This is a genomic window from Tenacibaculum sp. FZY0031 (assembly GCF_036350695.1).
GTDB lineage: Bacteria > Bacteroidota > Bacteroidia > Flavobacteriales > Flavobacteriaceae > Polaribacter.
In genome coordinates, this window is record NZ_JAZDVY010000003.1 from 323,337 (window position 1) to 344,481 (window position 21,145).

At 32.4% G+C, this 21,145-nt stretch carries 22 protein-coding genes; 17 read left to right on the top strand and 5 right to left on the bottom strand.

The window, feature by feature from the left end:
- The first annotated feature begins 59 nt into the window (after positions 1–59).
- A complete protein-coding gene (locus tag V1T75_RS05850) occupies positions 60–638 on the top strand; it encodes an NAD(P)H-dependent oxidoreductase (RefSeq protein WP_330487620.1) in 579 nt (192 codons plus the stop codon).
- A gap of 100 nt (positions 639–738) precedes the next feature.
- Complete coding sequence (locus tag V1T75_RS05855) at positions 739–1,188, top strand: TlpA family protein disulfide reductase (RefSeq protein WP_330487621.1); 450 nt, start codon at positions 739–741, stop codon at positions 1,186–1,188.
- Positions 1,189–1,210: 22 nt separating this feature from the next.
- Here the strand turns inward: V1T75_RS05855 and V1T75_RS05860 are convergent, their stop codons facing one another.
- A complete protein-coding gene (locus V1T75_RS05860; RefSeq protein WP_330487622.1) occupies positions 1,211–1,582 on the bottom strand; it encodes a hypothetical protein in 372 nt (123 codons plus the stop codon).
- Between the two features lie 145 nt (positions 1,583–1,727).
- Between V1T75_RS05860 and V1T75_RS05865 the strand changes: the two genes are divergently transcribed.
- Entirely contained in the window at positions 1,728–1,988 is a 261-nt protein-coding gene (locus V1T75_RS05865; RefSeq protein WP_330487623.1) for a hypothetical protein, read from the top strand.
- Positions 1,989–2,060: 72 nt separating this feature from the next.
- Here the strand turns inward: V1T75_RS05865 and V1T75_RS05870 are convergent, their stop codons facing one another.
- Both V1T75_RS05870 and V1T75_RS05875 read right to left on the bottom strand, forming a co-directional pair.
- A complete protein-coding gene (locus V1T75_RS05870) occupies positions 2,061–2,828 on the bottom strand; it encodes an alpha/beta fold hydrolase (RefSeq protein WP_330487624.1) in 768 nt (255 codons plus the stop codon).
- 2 nt (positions 2,829–2,830) lie between these two features.
- Entirely contained in the window at positions 2,831–3,544 is a 714-nt protein-coding gene (locus V1T75_RS05875; protein ID WP_330487625.1) for a pyridoxine 5'-phosphate synthase, read from the bottom strand.
- A gap of 59 nt (positions 3,545–3,603) precedes the next feature.
- Here V1T75_RS05875 and V1T75_RS05880 point away from each other — a divergent pair, with 59 nt between their 5' ends.
- The 8 genes from V1T75_RS05880 to murI all read left to right on the top strand — a co-directional run bounded on the left by V1T75_RS05880 (position 3,604) and on the right by murI (position 11,541).
- A complete protein-coding gene (locus tag V1T75_RS05880) occupies positions 3,604–4,263 on the top strand; it encodes a CBS domain-containing protein (RefSeq protein ID WP_330487626.1) in 660 nt (219 codons plus the stop codon).
- A 30-nt stretch (positions 4,264–4,293) separates the two neighbouring features.
- Positions 4,294–5,190 (top strand): NAD kinase, encoded by an 897-nt coding sequence (locus tag V1T75_RS05885; protein WP_330487627.1) that lies wholly within the window; start codon positions 4,294–4,296, stop codon positions 5,188–5,190.
- A 104-nt stretch (positions 5,191–5,294) separates the two neighbouring features.
- Positions 5,295–5,975 (top strand): type IX secretion system protein PorG, encoded by a 681-nt coding sequence (porG, locus tag V1T75_RS05890; RefSeq protein WP_330487628.1) that lies wholly within the window; start codon positions 5,295–5,297, stop codon positions 5,973–5,975.
- A 2-nt stretch (positions 5,976–5,977) separates the two neighbouring features.
- The gene (locus V1T75_RS05895; RefSeq protein WP_330487629.1) at positions 5,978–6,730 is read left to right on the top strand and encodes an isoprenyl transferase; all 753 of its coding nucleotides are present in this window, start codon (positions 5,978–5,980) and stop codon (positions 6,728–6,730) included.
- Positions 6,723–9,266 (top strand): outer membrane protein assembly factor BamA, encoded by a 2,544-nt coding sequence (gene bamA, locus V1T75_RS05900; protein ID WP_330487630.1) that lies wholly within the window; start codon positions 6,723–6,725, stop codon positions 9,264–9,266. The genes V1T75_RS05895 and bamA overlap by 8 nt, the downstream gene beginning before the upstream one ends.
- Positions 9,267–9,327: 61 nt before the next feature.
- Entirely contained in the window at positions 9,328–10,131 is an 804-nt protein-coding gene (locus V1T75_RS05905; RefSeq protein ID WP_330487631.1) for an OmpH family outer membrane protein, read from the top strand.
- Between the two features lie 37 nt (positions 10,132–10,168).
- Positions 10,169–10,678 carry an OmpH family outer membrane protein gene (locus V1T75_RS05910; protein WP_330487632.1) on the top strand — a complete coding sequence of 170 codons (510 nt, stop codon included), beginning with the start codon at positions 10,169–10,171 and terminating at the stop codon, positions 10,676–10,678.
- A gap of 68 nt (positions 10,679–10,746) precedes the next feature.
- Complete coding sequence (murI, locus tag V1T75_RS05915; RefSeq protein ID WP_330487633.1) at positions 10,747–11,541, top strand: glutamate racemase; 795 nt, start codon at positions 10,747–10,749, stop codon at positions 11,539–11,541.
- On the opposite strand, the gene V1T75_RS05920 is transcribed toward murI, so the two are convergent.
- Positions 11,538–12,518, bottom strand: coding sequence for a PorP/SprF family type IX secretion system membrane protein (locus V1T75_RS05920; protein ID WP_330487634.1), 981 nt, complete (start codon positions 12,516–12,518; stop codon positions 11,538–11,540). The two genes, murI and V1T75_RS05920, sit on opposite strands and share 4 nt — an antisense overlap.
- Positions 12,519–12,624: 106 nt before the next feature.
- A complete protein-coding gene (locus V1T75_RS05925) occupies positions 12,625–13,467 on the bottom strand; it encodes an AraC family transcriptional regulator (RefSeq protein WP_330487635.1) in 843 nt (280 codons plus the stop codon).
- A gap of 157 nt (positions 13,468–13,624) precedes the next feature.
- Between V1T75_RS05925 and V1T75_RS05930 the strand changes: the two genes are divergently transcribed.
- From V1T75_RS05930 to V1T75_RS05955, 6 genes are all read left to right on the top strand, one after another.
- Positions 13,625–14,545: a dihydrodipicolinate synthase family protein gene (locus V1T75_RS05930; protein WP_330487636.1), complete on the top strand. Its 921-nt coding sequence runs from the start codon at positions 13,625–13,627 to the stop codon at positions 14,543–14,545.
- Positions 14,546–14,625: 80 nt separating this feature from the next.
- Positions 14,626–16,212 carry an aldehyde dehydrogenase (NADP(+)) gene (locus V1T75_RS05935; RefSeq protein WP_330487637.1) on the top strand — a complete coding sequence of 529 codons (1,587 nt, stop codon included), beginning with the start codon at positions 14,626–14,628 and terminating at the stop codon, positions 16,210–16,212.
- 155 nt (positions 16,213–16,367) lie between these two features.
- The gene (locus V1T75_RS05940) at positions 16,368–17,375 is read left to right on the top strand and encodes a 4-hydroxyproline epimerase (RefSeq protein WP_330487638.1); all 1,008 of its coding nucleotides are present in this window, start codon (positions 16,368–16,370) and stop codon (positions 17,373–17,375) included.
- Between the two features lie 199 nt (positions 17,376–17,574).
- Entirely contained in the window at positions 17,575–17,940 is a 366-nt protein-coding gene (locus V1T75_RS05945; RefSeq protein WP_330487639.1) for a four helix bundle protein, read from the top strand.
- A 155-nt stretch (positions 17,941–18,095) separates the two neighbouring features.
- Positions 18,096–19,340 (top strand): NAD(P)/FAD-dependent oxidoreductase, encoded by a 1,245-nt coding sequence (locus tag V1T75_RS05950; protein WP_330487640.1) that lies wholly within the window; start codon positions 18,096–18,098, stop codon positions 19,338–19,340.
- Positions 19,341–19,350: 10 nt separating this feature from the next.
- Positions 19,351–21,138 carry an aminopeptidase P family protein gene (locus V1T75_RS05955; RefSeq protein WP_330487641.1) on the top strand — a complete coding sequence of 596 codons (1,788 nt, stop codon included), beginning with the start codon at positions 19,351–19,353 and terminating at the stop codon, positions 21,136–21,138.
- The last annotated feature ends 7 nt before the right edge of the window (positions 21,139–21,145 follow it).

Here is a 21,145-nt window from a genome sequence, read left to right on the forward strand (position 1 = left end):
TTGTCCTTTTTAAGCTTCTAAAACCACCCGTACTTTGCTTCCTAATCTTAACTATAATTATGAAGCATATTTTATTAATAAACGGACATCCAGATAAAGAAAGTTTTAACCATGCACTAGCGGCTTCTTACAAAAAAGGTGCTTTGGAAACTGACGCTACTATTGAAGAAATTACTATAGCCGACCTCAACTTTAACCCGAATCTTAAATTTGGGTATCGAAAAAGAATGGAACTGGAACCTGATTTGGCAACTTCTTTGGCTAAAATTAAAAAAGCAGATCATATTGTTTGGGTCTTTCCTATTTGGTGGGCAGGCTACCCTGCAATAATGAAAGGTTTTATTGACAGAGCTTTTTTACCAGGAATTACTTTTCAACCTATTGAAGGAAAACCTTTTCCTGAAAAGCTTCTAAAGGGTAAAACTGCTCGACTTATTATAACTTCTGATACGCCTAATTGGTATGATTATCTTTTTATGAAAAGACCTGCTATTAGACAGTTTAAAAAAGGAACCTTAGAATTTTGCGGTATTACACCTGTTAAAACCACTTTCTTATCAGTAATAAAAGATTCAACCATAGAACAAAGAAATTTGTGGCTAAATAAAGTATACACATTGGGTAAAAACCTACAGTAACTAACCCTACTCTACGAGCTAAAGAATGTTTTTAGCTTGTAGAGAATTAAAAACTTCTTCTTTTTAAATAACTTTGCTAAAACTTCAATTAAAAACCTAAATGAATACTGGCAAAATTGTAACCTCCATAAAGGTCACTGATTTTTATCATAACGAAGTTGATTTACTTGAAAAGTATGCTAACAAAATTCTATTACTGTTGTTTTACAACAATGCTTGCTTGGGTTGTACAGGTAGAGCCATTCCACTAGCCTACAAGTTAAAGCGAGCATACGAGGATATTGAAGTTATTGGTATTCATAGTAATTTTGGCAGTAACAATATTACCAAAGATGGTATTCTAAGTATTTTTACCATCAATGAGTTGCCCTTTCCTATTTATATAGATAACAACCACAAAATGTATGATTTTTTTAATTCGGAAGGAACGCCACAGTGGGTACTACTAACTCCTGATGGTGAAGTATATCGCTCTATCTTTGGTTCGCAAGGCAACGCACAAAACAGGTTGTATTATGCTTTAGAAAGCTTAACTAAAAATGAAGATTAAATTTTAAGGTTACTATTAGCAGTTATTTTTTCAGAACTTCTGCCACTTGAAAAGCAATTATTTCCTTAACATCTTTATCTTCTTCTAGCAGGTATAACAAACTGTCTTTTACACGACTGTTTATATCTTTTATTTTGTAGGCTGAAGAAGGTTCATTAGTTCCTTTTAACAACATTTCTTCTTTTCCTGTGAGCAACCAAGTTGGATTTATTTCAGGAAAAGAGTGTAGAATTTTGTTTAACACATTACTTTTAAATGACGATTTTCTTCGTATTGCTGTACCAATAGAATTGTTAGACACGTCAATAACCTCCTCAAAAGACCTAATATTCAACCGATTATAATTAATAATCTCTTCTACTCTCTTATATGTTTCATCTACAAAATCGCTCATTGAAAATAACTTTTTTCTAATTTTTACTTAATTTTGTTTGTGTATTTAGATTTTTGTTTGTATTTTTACTCCGTAACAAGTACAGGATACGTACAAATATAATTTAAAAAGTGCTATTTCCTTCTAAAAAACAACTTGAGTTTTTATGATAACTGCTACACAACGAAAAGAATTAGAAAAAATTAAACCACCAAAATATCGCGAGAAGGTAAAAAACTACCTGAGCAAAAAAGGTCATAATTTTTCCTTAGAAACCATACAGAAAGTATATTCTGGTAAAAGAAAAAATTTAACTATTGAAAAAGCAATTGTAGATGTCTTTTTCAACTATATGAAAGAACAACAAGCTACCAGCAGTAATATAAACAGCTTAATTGATAAAATAAACAGAGATTTCCCTATTTAATTTTTTGTTTTTCGCCGGTGGGGGTGAGAGTTTTTTTTTGCGAGGAGGAAGTAATAAATTCTCCTCGCTTTCTTATGTTAAAAAAAGATACGCTTCTTTATAAAAGTCTTTTGAATTTTCAGCATGAAGCCAATGCCCAGCATTAGCTATAGTTTTTATCACTGCCTTTGGAAAGTGTGCTTGAATTAACGGTTCATCCTCTTTTGAAATATACCCAGAATTTGCCCCACGTAAAAACAATGTTTCTCCCTCAAAAATTGTAAAAGAAGGCAATGCCACCCCTACCTCATTATTGTTTTCTGTTAACGATTTTAAATTGAAACGAAACGCCAATTCATCTTTCGTTTTTCTGTATACATTTTTAGCTAAAAACTGACGGACTCCTTTTTCTGGAATTAACTCAGCCAGCTTTTCATCTACTAACTTACGTGAGGTTTGCACCGAAAAATCTACAGAATTTAATGCTGCTAAAATTTCGTGATGATGCGGTGGGTACATTCTTGGAGAAATATCGGCTACAATTAACTTATTCACCAGCTCAGGATATTCAGTTGCAAACAACATTGCTGTTTTCCCTCCCATAGAGTGCCCTAATAAATCTACCTTATCGAGATTATAATACTGTATATAGCGATACAAATCGCCAACCAATAATTCATAATCAAAAGCCTCTGCATGAAAACTTCGTCCATGATTTCGCTGATCTATCAAATGCACCTCAAAACCATCTTCTGCAAACTTATTAGCAAGTGACTTCCAATTGTCTCCCATTCCAAAATACCCGTGCAAAATAAGTAACGGGTGTCCCTCTCCAACTATTTTTGAATGTATTATTTCCATAATTATTGCAAACGATGTAAATACATATTCACAACATTTTCCAAGCCTAAATACAGACTTTCAGAAATTAGTGCATGACCAATAGATACTTCAGCCAAGTAAGGAATATTTTGTTTAAAAAATTGAATGTTATCTAAACTTAAATCATGACCAGCATTAACTCCTAACCCTACTTCATTGGCTAAAACAGCAGCTTCTGCATACAGTTTTACTGCCTCTTTGTTTCCTTTTTCGTACTGTGTCGCAAATTCTTCCGTATATAATTCCACCCTATCAGCTCCTGTTTTTGCTGCAGCTTCAATGAGTTTTAAATCTGTATCAATAAAAATTGACGTTCTAATTCCCGCTTCCTTAAATTCAGCAATTACCTCTCTTAAATACGATTGATGTGTAATAGTATCCCAGCCTGCATTTGATGTAAGTTGATCAACACTATCAGGCACCAATGTTACTTGCGTAGGCTTAATTTCTAACACCATTTGCTTAAATTTATCAATTGGATTTCCTTCAATATTGTATTCGGTTGTTACAATTGATTTTAAATCATAAGCATCTTGGTAACGAATATGGCGTTCATCTGGTCTTGGGTGAATGGTAATTCCTTCCGCTCCAAAATCTTGTATATCGGTTGCTACTTTAAGTAAATTGGGTACATTACCACCTCTAGAATTACGAAGTGTAGCTATTTTATTAATATTAACACTTAACTTTGTCATGCTATAAAATTAGACTACAAAGGTAACGCATTCCAACATTTTAAACTATATTCGTAGTAATGAAAATCAACGATTTTATATTAAAAGAAATAAAAGCACTCTCACTCAACAGCACTGTAAAAAGTGCTCAAAAGCTGTGCAATGATTTACCTATAACCCATATTCCTGTTGTTGAAAATAACAGGCTAATAGGTTGTTTACCCGAAAGCGATATTCAAACTCTTGAAAACAACGATGGAACCCTTAGAGAATACGTTTACTTATTAGATCATTTTTACACTAATGAAAATGCTACATTACTTGACTTAATAGCATTGTTTGCTGATAACGACTCGAATTTAATTCCTGTACTAAATAAGAACATGCATTATGTAGGATATTACGAACTAAGTGATATTTTAGATGCATTTGCGAACAGTCCTTTTTTACATAACGAGAGTGATACTTTAATTGTTGATAAGAACAAAACAGATTACTCTATGAGTCAAGTTGCTCAAATAGTAGAATCTAGCAACGGCAAACTTTTGGGCGCGTACATTTCTTCTGAAAACATAAACAATATTGAAGTTACTCTTAAAATTGTTTCTGAAGAAATAAATGAAATCATTCAAACATTTCGCAGGTATGGCTACAACGTTATTACGCAGCATAAGGATGATTTTTATTTAGAAGAACTTAAAGACAGAGTTGCCTATTTAAGGAAGTACTTGGATATGTAATTTTTTCAACAACCAAACAACATTTTAAAAGTGAAAAAAGTCGCTATTTACGGACAAGCTTATACCACTCTTGCAGAAAAAGAAGTCACAATTCTTTTAGCTATTTTAGAAAAACACAACATTGTTGTTTTTTTTGAACAACAATTTTATACTTTATTTATTGAAAACAATTCGCTAAACAAAAAATATCCTACCTATACACATTTTAATGATTTATCAAATACTTTTGATGTGATGTTTACCATAGGTGGAGACGGTACTATTTTAAGAGCCGTAACCTATATTAGAGATTTAGACATTCCAATTATGGGAATTAATACGGGTCGCTTAGGCTTTTTAGCTACCATTCAAAAAGATCAAATTGAAGAAGCAATAAATTTAATGTTAAAAAAAGAATACACACTTCAAGAACGTTCTTTATTACAAATTGAAACATCTCCTGCTACAGAAGATTTTACTGAACTTAACTTTGCACTTAATGAAGTTACCATTGCTAGAAGAAACACAACCTCTATGATTGGTATTAAAACCTCATTAAATACTGAGTATTTAACAAATTATTGGGCAGACGGATTAATAATAGCAACACCAACAGGTTCTACAGGGTATTCACTTAGCTGTGATGGGCCTGTAATTTTACCAAATTCAAAAAGTTTTGTTATTACGCCTATTGCACCACACAATTTAAATGCGCGCCCAATGGTAATTCCTGATGACACGGATATTCTTCTGGAAGTTAGCGCCAGAGAAAAAGATTTTTTAATTTCTTTAGATTCTCGTATTACGACGGTTCCTTTAGACACAAAAATAAGAATACAAAAAGCTCCTTTTACCATAAAAAGTGTTTTGCCTAAAAATCAATCTTATTTAAATACCTTGCGAGGAAAACTTTTATGGGGAGAAGATGTACGAAATGAATCGTTATAACGATAGTAATTACAATAAAATCGTAAAAAAAAAGTTAATCAAAAAGACGGATTATTAACTTTTTAAAGCAAATTCAATTCCCTATATTTGCACGCTATTTTACAATGAGAGGACTTATTTTATTAATATTATTGGCTTGTGTAGTAACACCTTTACAATCGCAAACACACGAAATTGGTTTTTTTGCCGGTGGTTCTAACTATGTCGGTGACATAGGTCGTACTAATTACATATACCCAAATGAGTTTGCGGGCGGACTTGTATACAAATACAATTTAAACCCTAGAATTGCCTTGCGAGGAACCTATACTTATATTCCTGTTTCTGGCAATGACAAAGATGCCGATAATGTTTTTCGTCAAAGTAGAAACATTAGCTTCTCTAATACCATTCATGAATTTGCTGCAGGTGTAGAATTTAATTTTTTTGAATATAACATTAACGATTATAGCACAACGTTTACTCCTTATATTTTAGCTGAAGTTGCTGCTTTTAACTATAAAAGTCCAGAACCTACTTCCTCTATTAACACAATACTTTTAAAGAATAAATTTTCTTACACTCTACCCGTAGGTATAGGAATTAAAGGAAGATTAGCCGATAATTTTGCTATCGCTTTTGAAACAGGTGTACGATTTACATTTGTAGACGATATAGACTTTACAACAGACGAAATAAACTCATTAAACTTTGGAGGTAACGGAGATGACTGGTATATGTTTTCAGGCGTTTCTATTGTATATACCTTTGGAAGACCACCTTGCTTTGGTGGAATAGCAGAATAATTATGGAAGAAAAACTACAGCGCATTGATTTACAAAAAGTACCAAACCATATAGCCATTATTATGGATGGTAATGGTAGATGGGCAAAAGGTAAAGGAATGCAACGTGTTTTTGGACATAGAAATGCTTTAACAGCCATTAGAGAAACAGCTGACACCGCTTCTGAACTGGGAGTTAAGTTTTTAACCTTGTATGCCTTTTCTACCGAAAACTGGAATCGCCCAAAGTTAGAAGTCGATGCTTTAATGAGCTTACTAGTATCTACCCTTAAAAAAGAACTTCCTGAATTTCAACGTAAAAATGTTAGGGTTAATGCTATTGGTAATTTAACCAACTTACCTAACAGTGCTCAAAAAATATTGAGCAAAGTTATTGATGAAACTAAAAACAATACTAAAATTACATTGACCTTCGCTTTAAGCTACGGTTCGAGAGAAGAAATTGTTAACGCTATCAAAAACATATCAAAAAAAGTTGTTAATAACGAGATAGAAATTGAAAAAATTAACGAGAAAATTATAAATAATCATTTATATACGTTTAATTTGCCCGATGTTGATTTAATGATACGTACAAGTGGGGAACAAAGAATAAGCAATTATTTACTTTGGCAAATGGCTTATGCCGAATTACATTTTACCGATGTATTATGGCCTGATTACAGGAAACAACACCTTTATGACGCAATAATTGATTATCAAAACAGAGAAAGAAGATTTGGAAAAACCAGTGAACAGATTGAAACCAATGAATAAATATTCGTATTTACTAGTATTTTTTATCACCCTTTTTGCGGTGAGTACTCAAGCACAAAACATAACTCCTAAAGACAGTACTGTCACAAATGTTATTTCCTATGAAAAAGGAAAGGAATATATTTTAGGAGGCATAACTGTAACTGGATTGCAAAAATTTAGCGAACAAACAGTAAGAATATATACTGGTTTAACTGAAGGACAGCCAATTAAATTGCCTGGTGACAAGCTTACTAGCGCTATTAAAAAGTTATACGAAAGTAAACAATTTAGTGAAGTAAATGTGTATTTATCTAAACGCGATGGGGAAACTGTTTATCTTCAATTTGACGTAACTGAATTACCTCAGTTAACTACTGTTAGTATTTCGGGCGTAAAAAAATCTCAAATTAAAGAGTTAAAAAAAGAAACCGAACTAAAAAAGGGAACTATGGTTACGGACAACCTTATCGTAACTACCCGTAACTTTATTAAAAAGAAATATACCGACAAAGGTTTCTTAAAAACAAAAGTATCCTTAGACACCAAAAGAGATACCTCTGATGTCAATACTGTTAGCATGGCTATTTTTATTGATAGAGGTGACCGAGTAAAAATTAAAGAAATTAATTTTACAGGTAACAAAGCCATGTCTGATGCCACTTTACGCGGTGCTATGAAAAACACTAAACGTAAAATTTTTGGTCGTTTTTGGAAAGCTTCAAAATATATTTTAGACGATTATAAAAAAGACTTAAATAGTATTCTAGACAAGTATAGTGAAAACGGGTACCGAGATGCTAGAATCTTATCTGACAAAGTTGTTTGGAATGATGACAATACTATAAATCTTGAAATTGAAGTTGAAGAAGGTCGTCAATACCGCTTTAATGAAATTGTTTTTATCGGAAACAAAGAATATACAGACGAACAATTAAGTAATATTTTACGAATTGACAAAGGAGATATTTACAACGGAAAAGTTTTAAAAGAACGTATTTCTGGTGATGGTACCCCTACTTCTCAAGACATTCAAACATTATATCATAATAATGGATTCTTGTTTTCTCAAGTAAATGCTGTAGAAACTAAAGTAGAAAACGACTCTATTACAGTTGAAGTTCGTATTAGAGAAGACGAACCTGCAACGATAAAAAAAGTGACAGTAACAGGAAACGATAAAACAAACGATCATGTAATTTACAGAGAATTGCGTGTTAAACCAGGAGATTTATTTAGCCGTGAAAACATTATTCGATCTATTCGTGAAATTGGACAATTAGGGTTTTTCGATACCAATGTAACTCCAGACGTTAAACCTAATTATCAAAATAAAACAGCTGATATCGATTTTTCTGTAGTTGAAAAAGGAGGAAGTCAAATAGAACTACAAGGTGGTTATGGTGGTGGTTCTTTTATTGGTACATTAGGACTTTCTTTTAACAACTTTTCTGTTAGAAACCTTTTTAACAAAGAAGCATACAAACCCTTGCCAATGGGAGATGGACAAAAGCTATCATTACGTTTGCAAGCTAGTAGAACATATAACACCTATAGTTTCTCTTTTACCGAACCTTGGTTAGGAGGTAAAACACCTCAATCATTATCTTTTTCTGTGTACCTATCAAATCAGTATCGTTTTGACTACACAACTTACGACGTAAACAAAGATGAAAGTTTGAGTATTATTGGAGCTTCTATAGGACTTGGTAAGCGTTTAAAATGGCCTGACGATTATTTTACGCTTTCACAAAACATAAGTTATCAAAGAATTGAGTTACAAGATTATGGATACCGAGTAGGTTCATCTAACAATATACTTAGCCAAGGAGACTTAAACAACCTAGCCTATACAGTAGCCTTAAGTCGTAATTCTGCTGGTCCGAGTTTAATTTTCCCAACTTACGGTTCAGAATTTACATTAAAAGCAAAAGCTACTTTTCCTTATTCTTTAGTTAACGGAAAAGACTATACAGAACCTACCAACCCAACAGCAGATGAACGACAAGCTTATTTAGCTGATAAATACAAATGGTTAGAGTATTACAAAATATCTGCAAAAGGTAAATGGTATACATCGTTAGCAAACAAATTAGTATTAATGTCTAATTTTGAAATGGGATACTTAGGTTCTTATAATAACAAACTAGGATTAACTCCTGTTGAACGATATTTTGTTGGAGGTGATGGTATTGCTCAAGGACAATTAGATGGTCGTGAAACTATTGGTTTAAGAGGATATGAAAACAACCGTATTTCTTCTCTCGATGGTGGAGCTATTTACAACAAATTTCAGCTAGAATTACGTTACTCTATTACAGATAAACCTTCTGCTTCTATATATACAGTTGGATTCTTAGAAGCAGGTAACTCTTACGACAATTTTAGTGAATTTAATCCGTTTAAACTTAAACGTTCAGCTGGAGTAGGTGTTCGTATATTCATGCCTGCATTTGGATTATTAGGTATCGATTTCGCACATGGTTTCGATCCGTTACCTGGGTTAACTCAAAAATCAGGTTGGCAAACGCATTTTATAATTGGAAGACAGTTCTAAAATCATGCATTTATAATGCGTCTGGGTTTTGGCACGGTTTTTTCTAAACACATTATACAAGATGAAAAAAAATATTTTATCAATCGTTCTTTTACTTATAGCAAGTATAACCGTTGCCCAAAAAAATCAACGCATAGCTTATATTGACATGGAGTATATTCTTCAAAGTATCCCTGCATACTTAGAAGCACAAAACTCTCTCGATGCAAAAGTTGAAAAATGGAAAACTAGATTAGACAAAGAGGCTCGTGCTATTGAAGTTTTAAAAACTGATTTAACAAATGAGAAAGCCATTTTAACTAAAGATTTAATCGAAGAGCGTGAAGAAGACATTAGCATAAAGCAAGAATCTTTACGAAGATTAGAGTCTTTATATTTTGGCCCAAATGGCGATATGTACAACTTAAGAAAGCAATTGGTTAAACCTGTGCAAGACCAAGTATACAACGCTGTACAGACTATTGCTTCTAGAAAAAAGTACGACTTTGTTTTTGACAAATCTAGCGATTTAGTTATGCTATATTCCAACAAAAAACACGATATTAGCGACCTTATTGTTCAAATGATTAACATTGATCAAAAAAGACAAGCTAAAAAAGATAAAATAGAAGCTAAAAAAGCCTTACTTAAAAATGATGATTTAAGTGATGAACAAAAAGAAAAATTAGCTAAAAGAGAAGATTTAAAAAAGAAAAAAGAAGCTGATAGGCTTGCTAAAATTAAGCAAATTGAAGAAAAAAGAAAACAACGTTTAGAAGAAAGAGCGAACAAAAGAAAGCTTTTGCAAGAGAAGAGAAAAGCGTTGTTAAAAGCTCAGGAAGAAGCAAGAAAGAAAAAAGAAGAAGAAACAAAAGAGAACAAATAAATCAAGAATAAAATAACATTAATTAAATTAAACAAAGATGAAACATTTAAAAACGTTATTATTAGTTGCAATTTTTACGATTGGATTAGGTGGTGTGGCGAATGCACAAAAAACTGCACATATTAACACTGATAAATTATTAGCTGAAATGCCTGCTACCAAAGCTATGAAAGCAGAATTAGAAAAGCTTAATAAAACATACCGTGACGACATTGAAACTATGTATAAGAAACTAGAGGCTAAGATGAAGAAATACGAAGCTGAAGGTAAAAGTCAAACACAAGAAGTTAACCAAAAAAGAGCTGTTGAAGTTCAACAAGAAAGATTGAGAATTAGCCAGGCAGAACAAACTGCGGGTAAGGAAATGCAAAAAAAATACCAAGAAAAAACTATTCCTATTTTAAAGAAAGCTGAAGATGCAATTAAAGCTGTAGCTGCTGAAAAAGGAATTATTTATGTTTTAGATGCTGCTCCTGGTAAAGGTTTGATCGTTTACGACAAAGGAGAAGATATTTACGATGCGGTTAGAGCTAAATTAGGATTCTAATAAATCACAATATATTTATATAAAAATCCTGCTGTTTAAACAGCAGGATTTTTATTTTTGTTATACGTATGAAAACGATTACACAACAACCAATTGGTATTTTTGATTCTGGTATTGGTGGTACGTCTATTTGGAAAGAAATCCATCAACTACTCCCACAAGAAGATACTATTTATTTATCTGATAGTAAGAATGCTCCTTATGGTCAAAAATCAACACAAGAAATAGTTAATTTATCAATTAAAAACACCGAATTTTTAATTGAGAAAGGGGCCAAAATTATAGTTGTTGCTTGTAATACAGCTACTACGAATGCGATTGAATACCTAAGGTCTAATTATAAAATACCTTTTATAGGTATAGAGCCTGCGATAAAACCTGCTTCCTTACAAACCCAAACGGGTACTATTGGCATATTAGCTACTAAAGGTACGCTAAATAGTGCTTTGTTTGAAAAAACAACCTCGAGCTTAAACGATCAAATTAACATTATTGAACAAGTAGGAGAAGGATTAGTTGAACTTATAGAAAATGGCAATATCTATTCTGATAAGATGACTTTTTTACTAAAAAAGTACCTAACGCCGATGCTAGATAAAAAATGTGACTATATTGTTTTAGGGTGTACTCATTACCCTTATTTATTACCTCAAATACAAAAAATTACGGGTAAAAATGTAACAATTATCGATTCTGGTGAGGCTGTAGCCAGACAGGTAAAAAATGTTTTACTACAACAAAATTTACTGAACAACAATAATAAAATCTCCAAAAATACATTTTATATTAACAAAGAGGCTGATGTTTTAAAATCTATGTTGAAAAACTATACAAATAGCACAATAAGCTTCTTGGATTTTTAATACGTAAAACTTCCATTGATATTAGGACAGGCAGCAGCTCTTCTTTTAATACAGAATAAGTTGATTCCTAATGATAATTGATGAAAACCTCCGTTAGAAAATACCACATCTCCTGTTTGTTGTGTATAGGTATATGAAAACATCCACTTTTTATAATTAACCCCTATTATAGGTGTTATATATTGAGAATCTCCAAAAACATTGCCTCCAAAGCTCCTTCTGTAAGATAAGGCAGCCCATAACTGAGTTGCATTTAGCGTTTTGTATACTTTGAAATTTATATCCGCTATTTTTTCTTCAGTTTGTTCTTTATATTGAAACATTAATGAGGGCTCAAATTGTAACTTTTCCCTATCTCCAAAAAAATACCCTCCGCCCAGAATATAATTTCTAAGATTGTATGATTCAAAATCTGGATTTAAATTATTCTTTGCTGATAAAAAAATGTTTTTTACAGTAAGATAAGATGACAATCCATTTTTATGATATGCCATCCCAAAATCGGCATTAAAATAAAAATCACTTTCTATAACCTGACTTACTGTAGGATCATTTACAAAAGTTCTTTGATCTCTTTCATTCTGAACCACAGAAAAAGACAATCCAAAAGATAGTTGGTTAAAAAGGTTTTCATTCCCCATATCTATATGATAAGCATAGGTACCTTGGACGCCCTTTTGTGAATGATATCCATTCTTATCATTAAAAAGAATTACTCCAAGTCCTGTATTAGAGTATTCTCCTAATTTTGCATGAAAACTTGCTGTTTGCAAAGCAGGAGCATCGTCTACTCCTAACCATTGTTGGCGTGCGGTTAATCTTATTTTTCCACAATCTCCTATACCAGCAGCTGCTGGGTGCAATAAATAAACATTGTCTGATAAATAATCGGCGTAAATAGGTAATGTTTCTTGTCCTGAAACTCTATAGATTACGCATAAAAATAAAAAAGTAATAGTAGCAATTCTTCCCCCCATAAATTTTGTTAATAGTAAAAGAACTCCAAATATAGTTAAGAGATATTATATTTTATGTTAAATTTTAAAAATAAGGCGAGTTTTAACTTAAATAAAGCATTTAAGATCAATTATTTTTCTTAAACGTAGAGGGACTTACATTTTTTACTTCTTTAAACTTCCTATTAAAATTAGATAAATTATTAAAACCACATCTGTAGGCTATAGAACTAATTGGTTGACTTTTATCTGAAACTAATAATTTACAGGCATTTTCTATTCGTAACTCATTTAAAAAAGTAAAATATGTCTTATTTGTACGCTGCTTAAAATACCTACAAAAAGCATTAGGAGTCATGTTTGCCTTTTCAGCAATTTCGTATAAGTCTATATTTTTATCAAAGTTATTCATTGTAAAATCCATTACATTACGCATTCTCTTCCCCTCGTTATCGGTATACTTCTTTGGATAAATGAAGTTAGCCAATTCAGTTGTTTTTGAATTTACTAATATTTTTAACACTTTAAGTAGCCCTATAAACCGATCGAGATTCGTTGATTTCTGTAACGGTAATAAAAGGTTCATCACTGTTTCTCTATTCTCAAGAAGTTTAATCCCTGTAGTCGTTTTCTCAAAAAAAGGAGTTAACTCTTTAAAATCATCCAGCAAGAAAAAACTCTTTCCAAACGAATCTTTTGTAAAAAAAAGCGAAATCATAAAAGATTCTTTAATAACAGAAGCATCACTTTTAAAAACATGTGGTAAGTTACTTCCTATCACTAAAACATCTCCTGATGCATATTTATTAATTGTATCACCAACAACCAATGTCCCTTCGCCCTTCACTATTATACACAACTGTATTTCTTCATGCTGGTGAAACTTATCATAAAAATATTGTTCTTTATCTTCTTGATAAATTAATCCAATATTTTGAGTTTTTGGTATTTTAAAAGGTAAAACTTTCATGAATAAAATTACTACTCTCAATCAAAAATATGCAAATACTATTAATAAATACATACAAAAATACACAACAGGGTAATATAGTATTATTTTAAGATAATTTGAAACTAAAACTCTCTGTTCCTTACACATAACTTTGCAATAAAAAAACAATATTACGATGAGTATAAATTGGAAGGGTGTAATGCCAGCGGTGACAACAAAATTTACAAATAATGATACTTTAGACTTACCAATGTTTGAAGTAAACATAAAAGCGCAGCTTGATGCTGGTGTGCATGGAATCGTATTAGGTGGCACTTTAGGAGAGGCCAGTACATTGTCTGATGACGAAAAAAGAACACTTACAAAAACTACGGTTCAATTAGTTAATAACCAAGTTCCGGTATTAATAAACATAGCTGAACAAACGACTAAGGGAGCCATCGAAGCCGCTCAAAAAGCGGAAGAAGATGGTGCTAAGGGATTAATGATGCTCCCTCCTATGCGCTATAAGTCTGGAGATAGAGAAACTGTTGAATATTTCAAAGCGGTTGCAACTAATACATCGCTTCCAATTATGGTATATAACAACCCTGTAGACTATAAAATTGAAGTTACACTAGATATGTTTGACGAATTATTAAAATGCAACAACATCGAAGCTGTAAAAGAATCTACCAGGGATATTTCTAACGTAACTAGAATTAAAAATCGTTTTGGAGATCGTTTAAAAATAATGACAGGTGTTGATACACTAGCTTTAGAAAGTCTATTAATGGGAGCTGATGGATGGATTGCAGGGTTGGTTTGTGCTTTTCCTAAAGAAACCGTCGCTATTTATGAACTACAAAAAGCTGGACGCATACAAGAAGCTTTAGAAATTTATCGTTGGTTTTTACCGTTGTTAGAGTTAGATATAAACCCTAAATTAGTACAAAACATAAAACTAGCAGAAGTAGCGACAGGTATTGGTACTGAAAATGTGCGAGCACCTAGGTTACCTTTAATTGGTGAAGAACGTAAACAGGTTTTAGAGGTAATTAAAACTGGCTTAAAAAACAGACCTACATTACCTGATTATAAATCGTTTGCAATTTAAAGCTTCATCATTTACTCATTAATTCATTTACTCATTTACTCATTAATTCATTTACTCATTAATTCATTAATTCTTTGAACATGATTACAGGAAAAAACCACATAGGAAACCAATTAGTTGCCTCAGGCCATAAGACGTACAAAACATTCAATCCTGAATCTAATCAGGAAAATAAATCTATTTTTACTGAAGCGACTCCAAAAGAAATTAATGATGCTGTCGATTTAGCGGCAATTGCCTTTAAAGAGTACCAGACTATTTCTGGTAAAAGAAAAGCTGAATTTTTAAATGCTATTGCTGATGAAATTTTAGCCTTAGATAATGAATTGATACAAACGTATTGTGCTGAATCTGGTTTGCCTGAAGGGCGAGCAAAAGGAGAACGAGGAAGAACTGTCTTTCAATTACGCTCTTTCGCTGATTTAGTGGAAGAAGGCTCATGGGTAGAGGCTACTATTGATACTGCTGTTCCAGATAGAGAACCAAACCCTAAGTCCGATTTACGAAAAATGAATATCCCTTTAGGTCCCGTAGTCGTTTTTGGTGCTAGTAATTTCCCTCTTGCTTATTCTACAGCGGGTGGAGATACCGCAGCAGCTTTAGCTGCTGGTTGCCCTGTAATAGTTAAGTCGCATCCAATGCATGCAGGTACAGGTGAACTTATAGCTTCGGCTATTATTAATGCCGCAGAAAAAACAGGAATGCCGAATGGTGTTTTTTCTAACTTAAATTCGAGTGGTATTGAAGTAGGGCAGCAATTAGTGGCACATCCAAAGGTAAAAGCTGTTGGCTTTACAGGGAGCATCCGAGGCGGTAGAGCTTTGTTAGATTTGGCTGCCAAACGAGAAGAGCCAATCCCTGTATTTGCTGAAATGGGAAGTATTAACCCAGTTGTTATGCTTCCTAAAGCATTGCAAAATAGAGCCGAAAACTTAGCAACTACTTATGCTAATTCTATTACGTTGGGTACGGGGCAATTTTGTACAAATCCCGGGTTAATCTTAGGAATAAAAAGTGATGGTTTGGATAGTTTTATTAGCTCTTTAGCTAAAAAAATTGTGGAAATCAATCCAACTTGTATGCTACATCCTAACATTATTGGAGCATATGAGCATAACAAAACCAAAGCGATTGCTCAAGCAGGCTTAACTGTAGTTGCCAACCATAAAGAAGAAACACAAGCCAACTATGCATCTCAAGTAGTTACAACAGTTGAAGGAAACACTTTTTTAGACAATCCAACTTTACACCAAGAAGTATTTGGTCCTTATTCTATGGTAGTACAGTGTGAAAACGAGAAACAGTTAGAAGAAATAATTTCAAATTTAGAAGGACAACTTACTGGAACTGTTATTTCTGATGACGACGAAGTAGCAAACTACCCAACTGTAATTGCTGCCTTACAGAACCGAGTTGGAAGAATTATTTTTAACGGTGTTCCTACTGGCGTAGAAGTGTGCCCTTCAATGGTTCATGGAGGTCCCTATCCTGCATCTACAGACAGTCGATTCACAGCAGTAGGAATTAACTCTATTAAACGTTGGGTACGTCCTTTTAGTTATCAAGATTGGCCCAACAAGATATTACCGGAAGCACTAAAAAACGAAAACCCCTTACTAATTTTACGTTCTATTAACGGTACACTAACAAAAGAACAAATAATATAACAAATTTTAATAATTTCTTTAGAAAATATCTGATTCCAAAACCTTACTTTTGGGGCATCTAAAGAAATTGAAATAAAGCCAGCTTCGTCTTTCCAAATAGAAAAATTTGAAGGGTTTTTTCTACAACAGAATACAAGCTGGCGATTCAATTTAAGATGAAAAAAACTTTTTTTTGTGTTGATGCACATACTTGTGGTAACCCCGTTAGGGTAGTTGCTGGTGGAGGGCCTAATTTAATAGGCAATAACATGAGCGAAAAACGCCAACACTTCCTTAAAGAATATGATTGGATTCGTAAAGGTTTAATGTTTGAACCTCGTGGTCATGATATGATGAGCGGTTCCATTTTATTTCCTCCTCATAACCCAGACAATGATTTTGCTATTTTATTTATCGAAACTTCTGGATGTTTACCTATGTGTGGTCATGGAACCATTGGAACAATTACTATAGCTATTGAAGAAGGCTTAGTGAACCCTAAAATACCTGGGAAGATTAAAATGGAAGCTCCTGCTGGATTGGTTGAAATCGAATACCAACAAACTGGTAAAAAAGTAGATTGGGTTCGACTAACCAATGTAAAAAGTTATTTGGCCGCAGAAGGACTTACGATAGACTGTCCTGAATTAGGAAACATTACTTTTGATGTTGCCTATGGAGGAAATTATTATGCAATTGTAGATCCTCAAAAAAACTTTTCAGGAGTTCACGATTTTACTGCTTCTACAATTATTCAATACTCTCAGGTTATTAGAGACCGTATTAATAAAAAATACCCTAATATGTTTATCCATCCAGAAAATGATACAATCAGAGATGTAACTCATATGTTATGGACAGGAAATCCAATTGACCCAACCTCATCGGGAAGAAATGCTGTTTTTTATGGTGATAAAGCGATTGACAGAAGTCCATGTGGTACAGGAACCTCTGCTCGTTTAGCGCAGCTATATGCTAAAGGAAAGTTGCAACTCGGTGAAGAATTTATTCATGAAAGTTTTATTGGAAGTAAATTTATTGGTAGAGTAGAAAAAGAAACTACTTTAGATGGTAAACAAGCTATTATTCCGAGTATTCAAGGATGGGCGAAAGTATATGGGTATAACAACATTATGATCGATGATGAAGATGATCCGTATGCACATGGTTTTCAAGTAATTTAATTCAATAGCTCAGTGAATGAAATAATGATATAATGAATGAAATAATGAATGAAATAATGAATGATATAATGAATGATATAATGAATAAATAAAAGATTAACGCATTATTCCATTAAACCATTAAATCATTAAACCATCAAACCATTAAATCATTAAATCATTAAATCATTAAATTAGTAAATTAGTAACTAAAAGAGCTATGAATACTAAATTGGAGTTTATTGAAAATATTAAAAACAGGACTAAACAATTAGCAGTGAAAATCATTTTACTATACAATCAAATTCAAAAAACTGATGCAACAAGAATTATAGGAAAACAACTAATTCGTTCAGTAACTTCAACAGCTGCAAATTACAGAGCTGCTTGTATTGCTCGTTCTCAAAAAGAGTTTTTTGCAAAAATGTCTATCGTATCTGAAGAAGCAGACGAAACATTGTTTTGGTTAGAATTATTAAAAGACACAAAATTAGCTCCAGAAAAAAAATTAAAACCTTTAATGGCAGAATCTTTAGAAATAGTCAAAATTGTTTCAAAAGCTCGGAAAAATGCAAAAGCCAATTAATCGTTAACTCTTTATTTCATTAATTCATTATATCATTAATTCATTATATCACCAACTCATTATATCACTAATTCATTATATCACTAACTCATTATATCACTAATTCATTATATCACTAACTCATTATATCACTAACTCATTAAACAATTAACTCATTGAAACATTGCATAGTTATTGGCGGAGGAATTATAGGTTTATCTACCGCATATTACCTTCAAAAAGAAGGACACAAAGTAACTGTAATTGAAAAATCTGATTTTTCTTCAGGAGCTTCGTTTGTTAATGCAGGAATCATTACTCCCAGTCATATCGTTTCTTTGGCTGCTCCTGGAATGATTACAAAAGGACTTAAGTGGATGCTTAGTTCTACCAGTCCGTTGTCTATTAAACCTCGTTTAGATTATGACTTTTTACAATGGGCTTGGTTTTTTAAGCAATCAGCAACTCATAAAAAAGTAGCTGCTTCTATTCCTGTTATTAAAAACATTAATTTATTTAGCAAAGAATTATATGAGGAAATAAAGACTTCGAAAGATTTTGATTTCCATTATCAGCATAAAGGATTGATGATGTATTACAAAACTGATAAAATGGGAGAAGAGGAATGGAATGTTGGAAAACTTGGGATTAAAGAAGGATTAAAAGTGGAGCATTTAACTCCAGAAGACGCTCAAAAATTAGAGCCTAATATTCAATTGAATGTTAAAGGGGCGGTATATTACCATTCTGATGCTCATATGACTCCAAATGAATATATGAAACAAATGAAACTATATTTAGAACAAAATGATGTTACTTTTTTGTCTAATGAAGCCGTTTTAGACTTTCATATTTCTGATGGTAAAGTAATATCAATTAGCACAGGAAACAATACTTTTGTAGCAGATGAATTTATTTTAACCACCGGATCTTGGACCCAAAAACTAGCTAAAAAACTTGGAATTAATATTCCTATCCAAGCAGGTAAGGGATATCGAATCAATGTAACAAATAATACTGGCATTACAATTCCTGCTATTTTAACAGAAGCCAAAGTTGCGGTTACTCCTATGAATGGATTTACACGTTTTGGAGGTATGATGGAAATTGCTGGTATTAATACCAAAGTCAACAAAAAAAGAGTACATGCCATAGTTACTGCGAGTAAAAGTTATTATAACAATTTGAACATCAATCAAGAAGAAATAAACAAGGTTGAAACTGGCTTACGACCTTGTTCTCCTGATGGTTTACCTTACATAGGCAGACTATCAAAGGTTAAAAATGTAACTGTAGCAGCTGGACACGCTATGATGGGATGGAGTTTAGGTCCTGCTACGGGTAAATTAGTTTCTGAAATTATCAATGATAAAAAAACAAGTTTAGATATAAAACCGTTTAACATTGAACGTTTTTCTTAAAAAAGCTATTATGGTTAATGAAAGATTAAAAGCTTTGCGTGATTTCATGTCTATTCAAAAGATTGATGCTTTTATAATTCCATCAACTGACCCTCATCAATCGGAATATGTAGCTGATCATTGGAAACTTCGTGAATACTTTTCTGGTTTTACAGGGTCTGCAGGAACTCTAATTGTCACAAAAGATAGAGCTGCTTTATGGACTGATTCTAGATATTTTTTACAGTTTGAAGAAGAGTGCAACACTTCTGAAGTACAACTACATAAACAGTCTATTCCTCATGCTCCAGAACATGTAGCTTGGTTATGTAGTTTACTGGATACAGAAACTTGTATTGGCTTAGACTTTAGGTTGTTTTCCATATCACAAATAAATTATTTAACATCACATACAACTTTAAAAAACATACAACTTAAAAATCAACCTAATTTTGCAAAAAATATATGGATAAACAGGCCTAGTTTACCTAATACACCTATTTACCATCATTCAATTAAATACAGTGGGGCTTCAACTTTATCAAAAATTAGAAAAATTCAGGAAAGGTTAAAAGATAAAAATGTAGACTTTTATTTCTTCTCATCATTAGATGAGATTGCCTGGTTATTTAACATTCGTTCTAGTGATGTTGACTTTACCCCTTTGGTTATAGCTTATGCTCTTATAGGTAAACAAGATATTTATTTTTTTTGTGATAAAAAGAGATTTACACCCCCAGTTATTAATGATTTTGACGCTAATAATGTTTTTATAAAAAACTATGATGAAGTCATAACTTATCTATCTGAAATAACTTATAATAAAAAAACCATAGTTGACTTTTCTACTTTAAATTATGAGTCTTTTGTTAATTTAAAAGGAATTCTTATTTCTGAAAAATCTTATGCTAAAACTCTTAAATCAGTTAAAAATATTACTGAGATTGAAGGTTCTAAAAGGTGTATGATTAAAGATGGAGTTGCTTTAACTAAGTTTTTCATTTGGCTTGAAAAAAAACTCTGCAAAAATGTTGTTTCTGAATATGAAATAGGACAAAAACTTAATTATTTTAGGCAACAACAGGATTTATATAAAGGTGAGTCATTTGCTACAATTGTAGGCTATAAAAAAAATGGAGCCATCATTCACTACACTGCTACTAAAGACAATTGTTTACTTGTAAAAAATGAAAATATTTTATTATTAGATAGTGGTGCCCAATATGAAGATGGAACTACTGATATCACCAGAACTATTTGGCTTGGAGGCACACCTTGTAAAAAAATAACAACAGCATACACAGCTGTTCTAAAAGGTTATATTGGACTTGAACAACTTGTTTTTCCTAGAGGAACAACAGGAGTACAATTAGATGCTTTTGCTAGAGCTCCATTATGGAAAAATGGATTAGATTACCCACATGGAACAGGACATGGTATTGGTAGTTTTGGTATGGTACACGAACCAGACCAAGGATTTGCTAGCACTACAGTAACTGAAAGAGGTACAAGTTCACATTTTGAAAACCAACTAACAACTATTGAACCAGGATTATATATTTCTGGAGAATTCGGTATTAGGATAGAAAATATAGTTCTTTCAAAAATACAAAAGACTTCTAGTTTTGGCATTTTTTTAGAATTTGAACCACTAACACTATGCTATATTGATACCACATTAATTAATGCAAACTTACTTACTATTAATGAAAAAAACTGGTTAAATGCTTACCATAGCAAAGTTTACCAAACACTTTCTCCTCTCTTAACTAAAGAAGAAAATATTTGGCTAGCTAAAAAATGCACAAAAATTAATTAATATTTTG